At 71.2% G+C, this 10,319-nt stretch carries 9 protein-coding genes, 1 rRNA gene and 2 pseudogenes; 2 read left to right on the top strand and 10 right to left on the bottom strand.

The features are described from left to right. A 16S ribosomal RNA gene (locus tag FHS29_RS13035) occupies positions 1 to 289 on the bottom strand; the annotation flags it as partial. A 508-nt stretch (positions 290 to 797) separates the two neighbouring features. Next, positions 798 to 2,072 carry a tyrosine--tRNA ligase gene (gene tyrS / locus FHS29_RS13030; RefSeq protein WP_312864892.1) on the bottom strand — a complete coding sequence of 425 codons (1,275 nt, stop codon included), beginning with the start codon at positions 2,070 to 2,072 and terminating at the stop codon, positions 798 to 800. A 109-nt stretch (positions 2,073 to 2,181) separates the two neighbouring features. Between tyrS and FHS29_RS13025 the strand changes: the two genes are divergently transcribed. Beyond that, positions 2,182 to 2,628 carry a hypothetical protein gene (locus FHS29_RS13025; protein ID WP_221455774.1) on the top strand — a complete coding sequence of 149 codons (447 nt, stop codon included), beginning with the start codon at positions 2,182 to 2,184 and terminating at the stop codon, positions 2,626 to 2,628. A gap of 94 nt (positions 2,629 to 2,722) precedes the next feature. After that, positions 2,723 to 3,244 carry an EF-hand domain-containing protein gene (locus FHS29_RS13020; RefSeq protein WP_184690825.1) on the top strand — a complete coding sequence of 174 codons (522 nt, stop codon included), beginning with the start codon at positions 2,723 to 2,725 and terminating at the stop codon, positions 3,242 to 3,244. Between the two features lie 21 nt (positions 3,245 to 3,265). Here FHS29_RS13020 and FHS29_RS13015 read toward each other — a convergent pair whose 3' ends face one another. The 8 genes and pseudogenes from FHS29_RS13015 to argJ form a co-directional block, all read right to left on the bottom strand. Next, positions 3,266 to 3,877 (bottom strand): DNA-3-methyladenine glycosylase, encoded by a 612-nt coding sequence (locus FHS29_RS13015; protein WP_184690824.1) that lies wholly within the window; start codon positions 3,875 to 3,877, stop codon positions 3,266 to 3,268. Then, positions 3,870 to 5,261 (bottom strand): argininosuccinate lyase, encoded by a 1,392-nt coding sequence (gene argH / locus FHS29_RS13010; protein WP_184690823.1) that lies wholly within the window; start codon positions 5,259 to 5,261, stop codon positions 3,870 to 3,872. The genes FHS29_RS13015 and argH overlap by 8 nt, the downstream gene beginning before the upstream one ends. Continuing rightward, positions 5,258 to 5,428 (bottom strand): annotated as a pseudogene (locus tag FHS29_RS13005) (argininosuccinate synthase); the annotation flags it as partial. The gene argH and the pseudogene FHS29_RS13005, both read right to left, overlap by 4 nt. Before the next feature lie 25 nt (positions 5,429 to 5,453). Then, complete coding sequence (locus tag FHS29_RS13000; RefSeq protein WP_184690821.1) at positions 5,454 to 5,960, bottom strand: arginine repressor; 507 nt, start codon at positions 5,958 to 5,960, stop codon at positions 5,454 to 5,456. Beyond that, complete coding sequence (gene argF, locus FHS29_RS12995) at positions 5,957 to 6,904, bottom strand: ornithine carbamoyltransferase (protein WP_184690820.1); 948 nt, start codon at positions 6,902 to 6,904, stop codon at positions 5,957 to 5,959. Before argF ends, FHS29_RS13000 begins: the two co-directional genes overlap by 4 nt. Then, the gene (locus tag FHS29_RS12990) at positions 6,904 to 8,079 is read right to left on the bottom strand and encodes an acetylornithine transaminase (protein ID WP_184690819.1); all 1,176 of its coding nucleotides are present in this window, start codon (positions 8,077 to 8,079) and stop codon (positions 6,904 to 6,906) included. The genes argF and FHS29_RS12990 overlap by 1 nt, the downstream gene beginning before the upstream one ends. Positions 8,080 to 8,270: 191 nt before the next feature. Continuing rightward, positions 8,271 to 9,146, bottom strand: a pseudogene (argB, locus tag FHS29_RS12985) (acetylglutamate kinase); the annotation flags it as partial. After that, positions 9,143 to 10,315 (bottom strand): bifunctional glutamate N-acetyltransferase/amino-acid acetyltransferase ArgJ, encoded by a 1,173-nt coding sequence (gene argJ, locus FHS29_RS12980; protein WP_184690891.1) that lies wholly within the window; start codon positions 10,313 to 10,315, stop codon positions 9,143 to 9,145. The pseudogene argB and the gene argJ, both read right to left, overlap by 4 nt. Between the last annotated feature and the right edge of the window lie 4 nt (positions 10,316 to 10,319).

Here is a 10,319-nt window from a genome sequence, read left to right as displayed (position 1 = left end):
CAGGCCGGCTACCCGTCGTCGCCTTGGTAGGCCATCACCCCACCAACAAGCTGATAGGCCGCGGGTCCATCCCATACCGCCGGAACTTTCCACCCACCACCATGCGGTAGCAGGTCGTATCCGGTATTAGACCTAGTTTCCCAGGCTTATCCCAGAGTACAGGGCAGGTTACCCACGTGTTACTCACCCGTTCGCCGCTCGTGTACCCCGAAGGGCCTTACCGCTCGACTTGCATGTGTTAAGCACGCCGCCAGCGTTCGTCCTGAGCCAGGATCAAACTCTCCAATAAGGAATGAGTTGATCGCTCGGACAACACTGACCACACAAACCCGAAAGCCTGTGTCTCGCCAGTTGTCCAGTCAATCTCAAAGGAAACCTCTTGACGAGGTTCATAAATTTACTGGCTATTCGGCACGCTGTTGAGTTCTCAAAGAACACGCGCTCATCGTCACTCGCCGCTCGCGCGGCTCGATCGGAGGCTTGTGCATTCAGAAAGCTTGTGGTGAAACCAGACGCCCTGGTCGCAACGGCTACCTAGCAGCCTCGACTGGGTCTTCCTGTTTCGCGGTCACCCACTCTACCACACTCGGCGGGAGCTTGGTTCGTGACCTGTCGCACTCCGTTCCGGTGTTCCCGGCCCGTTCCGCGCTGACAGAGAGAAAGTTACACGCACCCGAACCAGAGGTCAAATCCGGGGCGCAGCGCCGCTACACGGGCCGAAACCGCAGGTCAGCAGCCCGTGCAGCGCTCGCCACCACGCTATCCGACCCGGTCTGCGCGCAACAGTGTGACCGCGATCACAGCTGTACCCGCACACCGGCGGTGTTCCGCTTGCCCCGGCGCACCACCAGCCACGACCCGTGCAGCAGGTCCTCCTTGGCCGGCACCCACTCCTCGTCGGTGACCTTCTGGTTGTTCACGTACGCGCCGCCTTCCTTCACGGTGCGCCGCGCCGCGCCCTTGCTGTCCGCGAGCCCGGAGCTGACGAGCAGGTCCACGACGGTCGGCGCGTCCGCCAGCCGCACCTCGCCGGTCGGCGCCTCGGCCATCGCGGCCTCCAGCGTCGACAGGTCCAGCCCGCGCAGCTCACCTCGGCCGAACAGCGCCTGGCTGGCCGCGATCACCTGCTGGGTCTCGCGCTCGCCGTGCACCAGGTTGGTGAACTCCTCGGCGAGCTTCTTCTGCGCGGCCCGCAGGTGCGGGGCCTCGGCGGTCTGCCGCTCCAGCTCGGCGATCTCCTCCCGCGGCAGGAAGGTGAACAGCCGCAGGTACCGCAGCACGTCGGCGTCGCCCACGTTGACGAAGTACTGGTACCAGGCGTACGGCGAGGTCATCCGCGGGTCGAGCCACACGTTGCCGCCGCCGGTGGACTTGCCGAACTTGCGCCCCTCGGCGTCGGTGACCAGCGGTGCGGTCAGCGCGTGCACGGACTTGCCGTCGACTTTGCGGACCAGGTCGACGCCGCCGACGATGTTGCCCCACTGGTCGGAGCCGCCCACCTGGAGCCTGGTGCCGTACTTCCGGTTGAGCTGGAGGTAGTCGTGCGACTGGAGCAGCAGGTAGCTGAACTCGGTGTAGGACATGCCGTCGGCTTCGAGCCGCCGCTTCACGGTCTCGCGGGCGAGCATCACGTTGACGGAGAAGTGCTTGCCGACGTCCCGGAGGAACTCCAGCACGGACACCGGGCCCGTCCAGTCCAGGTTGTTGACCACGACCGCCCCGGTGGGGCCGTCGTCGAACTCCACGAACCGCTCCAGCTGGCCGCGGATGCGCCCGGCCCACTCGGCGACGGTGTCCAGCGAGTTCAACGAGCGCTCGGCGGTGTCGCGAGGGTCGCCGATCATGCCGGTGGCGCCGCCCGCCAGGACGATCGGCCGGTGCCCGGCGCGCTGGAAGCGGCGCAGCATGAGCAGCGGGACGAGGTTGCCGGCGTGCAGGCTGGGTGCGGTCGGGTCGAACCCGGCATAGAGGGTGAGCGGGCCCGCGTCGAGATCCTCCCGCAGGGCGTCGAGGTCGGTGGACTGCGCGATCAGGCCGCGCCAGGACAGCTCGTCGAGGATGTGCTCACTCACGGGAGGCATTCTCCCCCACCTGGTCAAAGCGGTTTGAGCTGGTGCCGCCGAGGGGTAGCCGGGACGTGCTCCGACAGACGCGGGATACCTAGCTGAGAGGACTCGGCCGATGACGTACCCCGATCGAGATCCACGTCCTGCCGACCGGCCCACCGAGGCGTTACGCCCGGTGCACGAGCAGGTGCCCCACCAGGTGCGCGAAGAGGTCGTGGAGCGCGGTGACAGCCGTGTCCGGACGGTGCGCGTGGTGTGCGCGGTGATCGACGTGATCTGTTGGCTGTTCGCCATCGTGCTGGCGGTGCACATCTTCCTGGTGATCGCGGGCGCGAACCCGGCGAACGGCTTCGCGCAGCTGATCGAGTCGTGGTCGGCGGGTGTCTCGCTGGGGTTGCGCGACCTGTTCACCCCGGCCGACGACGGGCTGCGGACGTTGCTCAACGACGGTCTGGCGGCGGTGTTGTGGCTGGTGCTCGGTGCGGTGCTGACGAACGTGATCACGCGGATCGCCCTGCCGGCCGGTGAACGGCGCGTCTGGTACCGCCGGACCGTGCGGTAGCGCTACCGAGGGTCACCGGCAGATTCACCCGGGTGAGGAAAAATCGCCCCGGTGGCCAATTGTCGTGCGGGCGCGTGGCCGCCAGGTTTGCCTGGTGGCCAGCGACTTGCAGAAGCGGAAGGGCGCCATCGTCTTCAGCGCGATGGACGCCAACGACGACGGGTACCTGGAGCGGTCGGACTTCGAGGCGCTCACCGACCGGTGGGTGGCGATCCGCGGCGACAGCGGCGAGGCGCGGCTGCGGGACCTGATGATGGGCTGGTGGGAGACGCTGCTCGCGGCGTCCGACCAGGACCGGGACCGGAAGGTCACGCTCGACGAGCTGCTGACCGTGATGGACAACCTCGGCACCATGCTGGACCTGGTGGTGGCGACCGCGGAGAGCATGTTCGAGGCGGTGGACGAGGACGGCGACGGCGAGATCTCCGCGGAGGAGTACAGCTGGATGATCCGGGCCTGGACCAACGCGGAGACCCCGACCGACGCCGCCTTCGCCCGTCTGGACCTCAACGGGGACGGGCACATCTCCAAGGGCGAGTTCGCCCGGCACTGGGTGGAGTTCTGGGCCGGTGACGACGCGGACGCGCCCGGCAGCCACGTGTTCGGCGAGGTGTAGCGCCGGGCTCGGCCGTCGGCCTCACGCGGTGCGGGTGCGTCGCGTCCCGCGTCGGTAGGTGCTCACGGCGGGCGAGTCGATCCAGAAGCGCCATGGCACGTCCACGGCCACGGCGACGCCCACGCGCGGCCCGGTGCGGACGTCCTTCACCGGGTCGCCGGCCAGCAGCCGCACGGCTGCGTCGGGGGCGGTGAGGTCGGTGCCGTTGTGCGCGCGGCCGAGGCCGAGGACGCCGGTGAGCCGGGCGGGGCCCTTGGCGAGTTCGGCGTGGCTGCGCGCGGACGGGCGGCGCATCTGGGCCAGGTCTTCGCCGGTGACGACCTCGCCCGCGCGGAGCAGCACGGCACCGGGCACGCCGTCGGTCAGCGACACCACGTTGGCGCAGAAGTGCATCCCGTAGACGAAGTACACGTAGAGCCTGCCCGCCGGGCCGAACATGACGTCGTTGCGGGGTGTGCGGCCCCGGTAGCAGTGGGACGCCGGGTCGTCGCCGCCCCGGTAGGCCTCCACCTCCACGATCCGCACGCCCACCACACCGTCCGGCGTGGTGCTCTCGATCACCGAGCCGAGCAGGAGCCGCGCGGCGTCCAGGGGGTCGACGGCGAGCTCCTGCTCGGTGAGCTGTCTACGCACGGCGCGCCAGGCGTGCTTTGTCGCGCAGCCGCTTGAGCTGCTCGGTCACCCGGTCGGGCGCGGTGCCGCCGTACGCGTCGCGGGACGCGATCGAACCTTCCACGGTCAACACGTTACGCACCTCGGGCGTGAGGTGCGGCGAGATGCCCGCGAACTCGTCGTCGGTCAGCTCGTCGAGCCCGACGCCGCGCGTCTCGGCCACCCGCACGCACTCGCCCGCCGCCTCGTGCGCGACGCGGAACGGGACGCCCTGCCGGACCAGCCATTCCGCGATGTCGGTGGCCAGGGTGAACCCGGCGGGCGCGACCTCGGCCATCCGCCCGGTGTCGAAGCGCATGGTGGCGATCATCCCGGCCAGGGCGGGCAGCAGGAGTTCCAGCTGCTCCACGGAGTCGAACAGCGGCTCCTTGTCCTCCTGGAGGTCCCGGTTGTACGCCAGGGGCTGCGCCTTCAGCGTGGCCAGCAGGCCGGTGAGGTTGCCGATCAGCCGGCCGGACTTGCCGCGAGTCAGTTCGGCGACGTCCGGGTTCTTCTTCTGCGGCATGATCGAGCTGCCGGTGGCCCAGGCGTCGTCGAGCACCGCGAAGCGGAACTCGGCGGTGGTCCAGATGATCACCTCTTCGGCGATGCGGGACAGGTTGACGCCGATCATGGCCAGCACGAACGCGATCTCGGCGGCGAAGTCGCGGGAGGCCGTGCCGTCGATGGAGTTCTCCGCCGGGGCGTCGAAGCCGAGCTCCAGGGCCACCGCCGCCGGGTCCAGGCCGAGCGAGGAGCCCGCGAGCGCGCCCGAGCCGTACGGGGAGACCGCCGCCCGCTTGTCCCAGTCGCGCAGGCGGGCGATGTCGCGCAGCAGCGCCTGGCCGTGTGCCAGGAGGTGGTGCGCGAGCAGCACGGGCTGCGCGGACTGGAGGTGCGTGCGGCCCGGCATGACGGCCGTGGGGTGCGCCTCGGCCTGTCCGGCGAGGGCGTCCACGACGTCGAGGACGCCCTCGGACACCCGGTGGGCGGCGTCGCGCAGCCACATCCGGAACAGGGTGGCGACCTGGTCGTTGCGGGAGCGGCCGGCGCGCAGCTTGCCGCCCAGTTCGGGGCCCGCGCGTTCGATCAGGCCGCGTTCCAGGGCGGTGTGGACGTCCTCGTCGGCGAGTGTCGGGGTGAACGTCCCGGAGTCGACGTCGGCTTCCAGCGCGTCCAGCGCCGAGAGCATCCGGTCCGACTCGTCCTGCGTGAGCAGGCCCGCGCGGTGCAGCACGCGGGTGTGCGCGCGGGAGCCCCTGATGTCGTAGGGGGCGAGTCGCCAGTCGAAGTGCGTGGACGCCGACAGCAGTGCCATCGCGTCCGCCGGTCCGCTGGCGAAACGCCCGCCCCAAAGTGAACTCACTTACCCAAATCCCTCTTCGCGGCGATCTTGCTGGGCAGGCTCCGCAACCGTGCGGAGCCCTTGGCCGAAGTCTGGTCGAACGTGTCGCACCGGTCGTCGGTGGCCCGGTTGAAGTCGTACAGCGGCTCGTCGCCGCGCCGGCCGGTGACCACCGCACGACCGCCGTGCGGCACGCAGGCGGGGACGACCCGCTCACCCATGGCCTTCTCCGTGCTGCGCTTCGTCCTGCCCCGCGGCGAGCGCGCTCACCCGGGCCGCCAGGTCCGCCCCGGTGAGCGGTTCCCGCGCCACCGCGAGGATGGTGTCGTCGCCGGCGATGGTGCCGACGATGTCGTGCAGCGCCGCCCGGTCCAGGGCGCTGGCCAGGAACTGCGCCGCACCGGGCGGGGTGCGCAGGACCGCCAGGTTGCCCGACGAGTCCACCGAGACGAGCAGTTCGCCGAGCACCCGGACCAGCCGGGAGGTGCCGCCCTGGACGCCGCGCACCGGGCTGCCGTCCTCGGGGATCACGTAGACCGGCGCGCCGCCGTCGGCACCGCGCAGCTTGACCGCACCGAGTTCGTCCAGGTCGCGGGACAGCGTGGCCTGGGTGACCTCGATGCCCTCCATGGCCAGCGTCTTCGCCAGCTCCGACTGGCTGCGGATCGCCCGGGCGCTGACCAGTTCGACGATGCGGGCCTGCCGCGCGGTGCGGGTCACGGCGCCGACCCCGGTGGGGCGTCGGAGTTCTCCAGCAGCCACACGAGCAGCGCCTTCTGGGCGTGCAGGCGGTTCTCCGCCTCGTCCCACACGGCGCTGTCCGGGCCGTCGAGCACGTCGTCGGTGATCTCCCAGCCCCGGTGCGCGGGCAGGCAGTGCAGCACGGTGGTCTTGACGCCGGTCGCGGCGACCAGTTCGGCGTTGACCTGGTACGGCCGGAACGGGCCGACCCGATCGCGGCCGTCGTTCTCCTGGCCCATGGACGTCCAGGTGTCGGTGACCAGCACGTCCGACCCGTCCACGGCCTCGCGCGGGTCGACGATGACGTCCACCGAGCCGCCGGTGTCCTGGGCGCGCTTGCGGGCGTCGTCCAGGACCCACTGCGCGGGCAGGAAGTGCGCGGGTGCGGCGATCCGGACGTGCATGCCGGCCGTGGCGCCGCCGAGCAGCAGCGAGTTGGACATGTTGTTCGCACCGTCGCCCAGGTAGGTCACGGTGAGCCCGGCGAGCCTGCCGTGCACGCGCCGGATCGTCTGGAGGTCCGCGAGCACCTGGCACGGGTGGAACTCGTCGGTCAGCGCGTTGATGACCGGGATCCGCGACACCGACGCCATGGCCTCGATGCGCTTCTGCGCGAACGTCCGCCACACCACCGCGTCCACGTAGCCGGACAGGATCCGGGAGGTGTCCTCGATGGTCTCCTCGCGGCCCAGCTGCATCGAGCGGCCGTCGATGATCACCGGGTTGCCGCCCAGCTGCGCGATGCCGACCTCGAACGACAGCCTGGTGCGGGTCGAGTTCTTCTCGAAGATCACCGCGACCGACTTGGGGCCCGCCAACGGCTTCGCGCCCACCCGGTCGGCCTTGAAGATGTCCGCCAGGTCGAGCACGGCGGCCTGCTCGGCCGGGCTCAGGTCGTCGTCGCGCAGGAAGTGCCGGACCATCAGGACTCCTCGGCCGGCGACAGGAACGACGGCAGGTCGGCCACCAGGCGGTGGGCGTCGGCCTCGTCCAGCACCAGCGGCGGGGCCAGCCGCAGCACGTCGGGCTGGATCGGGTTGATCAGGTAGCCGGCCCGCTGCGCGGCCGCCGCGGCCTTCGCCGAGACCGCCTCGCGCAGCGTGATCCCGAGCAGCAGACCGGCGCCCCGCACACCGGAGATGAGCGGGTGGCCCAGGGCTTCCACGCCGGCCGCGATCTCCTTGCCCACCGCGGCGGAGTGCTCCAGCAGGCCGTCGGCGGCGATGGTGTCCAGCACGGCCAGCGACGCCGCGCAGCACACCGGGTTGCCGCCGAACGTGGTGCCGTGCTGCCCCGGCTCGAACAGGTCCTTGGCCGCGCCGAACGCGATGCACGCGCCCAGCGGCAGACCGCCGCCCAGGCCCTTGGCCAGCGTGATCACGTCCGGCACCACGCCGAACCGCTGGAACGCGAACCACGCGCCGACCCGGCCGACACCGGTCTGCACCTCGTCGAGGACCAGCAGCGCGCCGTGCTCCGACGTGATCTCGCGGGCGGCCTGGAGGTAGCCCTCCGGCGGCACCACGACACCCTGCTCGCCCTGGATGGGCTCCACGATGAACGCGGCCGTGTCGTCGTCGACGGCGGCCTCCAGCGCGGCCACGTCACCGAACGGCACGTGCACCACGCCGGGCACCAGCGGCTCGAACGGGGCGCGCTTGCCGGCCTGGCCGGTCAGCGCCAGCGAACCCATGGTGCGGCCGTGGAAACCGCCCTCGGCCGCGACGACCTTGGTGCGGCCGGTGCGGCGGCTGAGCTTGAACGCGGCCTCGTTGGCCTCCGCGCCGGAGTTGCAGAACAGCACCCGGCCGTCGCCGTCCGCACCGGCCAGGTCCAGCAGGCGTTCGGCGAGCCGGAGCGCCGGCTCGTTGATGTAGAGGTTGGAGGTGTGGGAGATCCTGCCGATCTGCTCGGTCACCGCCGCGACCACCGCCGGGTGCGCGTGGCCCAGCGCGTTGACCGCGATACCGGTCAGCAGGTCCAGGTAGCGGTTGCCGTCGGTGTCCCAGACGTAGGCGCCCTCGCCGCGCGCCAGGGTGAGGCCGGGGGTGCCGTAGTTGTTCATCATCGCGGCTTGCCACCGCTGCTGGTCGCTCATCCGTCCGCCCCAGTCCGATCCCCGGCCCCGCCGGCTGCTGTCCGATCCCCGGCCCCGACGGCGGTCGTCCGATCCCCGGCCCCGACGGCGGTTTTCTGATTCCCGGCCCCGCCGGCTGCTGTCCGATTCCCGGCCCCGCCGGCGGTCGTCCGATTCCCCGCTCCGCCGGCGGTTCTCTGATTCCCGGCCGCGCCGGAGGCTGTCACCATCGTCCCGACGCCTTCGGAGGTGAAGACCTCCAGCAGCACCGAGTGCGCGAGCCGGCCGTCGATGACGTGCGCCTCGGGCACGCCGCCGCGCACTGCCCGCAGGCAGGCCTCCATCTTCGGCACCATGCCGCTGTCCAGTCCCGGCAGCAGCTCCTCCAGCCGGTCGGCGTGCACCTGGTGCAGCAGCGAACCCCGGTCCGGCCAGTTCGCGTACAGGCCCTCCACGTCGGTGAGGACCACCAGCTTCTCCGCCCGGAGCGCCACCGCCACCGCGCCGGCGGCCGTGTCGGCGTTGACGTTGTGCACCACGCCGTCCGCGTCCGGCGCGACCGTGGAGACGACCGGGATGCGGCCCGCCCTCACGATGTCCAGCACCGCGTCCGGGTTCACGTCCACGATGTCGCCCACCAGGCCGATGTCCACCGGCTCGCCGTCCACGATGGCCGGGCGGCGGATGGCGGTGAGCAGGTGCGCGTCCTCGCCGGACAGGCCGACCGCGTACGGGCCGTGCTCGTTGATCAGGCCGACGAGCTCCCGCTGCACCTGACCCACCAGCACCATGCGGACCACGTCCATCGCCTCCGGCGTGGTGACCCGCAGACCGCCCCGGAACTCGCTCTCGATGCCGAGCCTGCCCAGCATCGCCGCGATCTGCGGACCGCCGCCGTGCACCACGACGGGGTGCAGGCCGGCGAGCTTGAGGAACACCATGTCCTGCGCGAACGCCCGCTTCAGGTCGTCGTCCACCATGGCGTTGCCGCCGTACTTCACCACCACGGTCGCGCCCCGGAAGCGTTGCAGCCAGGGCAGCGCCTCGATCAGGACCGCGGCCTTGGCCTGCGCCGTCTGGCCGCTCATGAGCTGTAGGCGCTGTTCTCTTCGACGTAGCCGTGCGACAGGTCGGTGGTGAGCACGGTCGCCGCGCCGTCGCCGAGGTTCAGCTCGATCACGATGTCGACGTCCCGGCCGGACAGGTCGGCCCCGCTGCGGTCGGCGGCCCTGTGGCCGTCGGTGAACAGCGTGACGCCGTTGATGGCGATGCCCAGCCGGTGCTGGTCCACGGTGGCCTGCGAGCGGCCGACGGCCATCGCGATGCGGCCCCAGTTCGGGTCCGAGCCGAACAGCGCGGTCTTCACCAGGTTGTCCTCGGCGACGGTCTTGGCGACCGTGACGGCGTCCGCCTCGGTGAGCGCGCCGTTGACCGTGATGCTGATCTCCTTGGTCACGCCCTCGGCGTCGCCCTGGAGCTGTTTGACCAGGTCGGCGGCCACCGCGGTGAGGACGGCGACGAAGTCCTCGGCACCGGGCGCGATGCCGGACGCGCCGGAGGCCAGCACCAGCACGGTGTCGTTGGTGGACGTGCCGCCGTCCACGTCCAGCCGGTCGTAGGTCTTCGCGGTGGTGGCGCGCAAGGCCGCGTCGAGCGCGTCGCCGTCGACCACCGCGTCGGTGGTGATGACGCTGAGCATGGTGGCCATGTTCGGGGCGAGCATCCCGGCGCCCTTGACGAACCCGCCGACCGACCAGCCGTCCGGGTGTCGCGCCCAGGACTGCTTGGGGTGCGTGTCGGTGGTCATCACGGCGGTGGCGGCGTCGAGGCCGGCCTCGTCGGTGGCGGCGAGCGCCCCGGCGGCGAGGTCGACACCGGCCTTGAGCCGGTCCATCGGGAGGCGTTCGCCGATCAGGCCGGTGGAGCAGACCGCGACCTCGATCGCGCCGATGTCCAGGACCTCGGCGACCTTCTCGGCGGTGGCGTGGGTGTCCTGGAAGCCCTCCTGGCCGGTGCACGCGTTGGCGCCGCCGGAGTTGAGGACGACCGCGTTCAGCCTGCGCTCGCGGAGCACCTGCTGCGACCACAGCACGGGCGCGGCCTTCACCTGGTTGGTGGTGAACACCCCGGCGGCGGCCTGGCCCGGGCCCTCGTTGACGACCAGCGCCAGGTCCAGCGCGCCGGACTCCTTGATGCCGGCGGCCACACCGGCGGCCTTGAAGCCCTTCGGTCCGGTCACGCCCCGGTCGCGCGTCAGCGTC

Source organism: Saccharothrix tamanrassetensis, assembly GCF_014203665.1.
In the GTDB taxonomy this organism is placed as follows: Bacteria; Actinomycetota; Actinomycetes; order Mycobacteriales; family Pseudonocardiaceae; genus Actinosynnema; species Actinosynnema tamanrassetense.
Note: the sequence above shows the minus strand (reverse complement) of the source record. Positions and strands in the feature narration are given on the sequence as shown.

Excerpts from the sequence above, each read along its gene's own strand:
- argF (WP_184690820.1), bottom strand. The coding sequence starts at position 6,904 with ATGGTCCGGCACTTCCTGCGCGACGACGACCTGAGCCCGGCCGAGCAG.
- FHS29_RS13025 (WP_221455774.1), top strand. The coding sequence starts at position 2,182 with ATGACGTACCCCGATCGAGATCCACGTCCTGCCGACCGGCCCACCGAG.
- FHS29_RS12990 (WP_184690819.1), bottom strand. The coding sequence starts at position 8,079 with ATGAGCGACCAGCAGCGGTGGCAAGCCGCGATGATGAACAACTACGGC.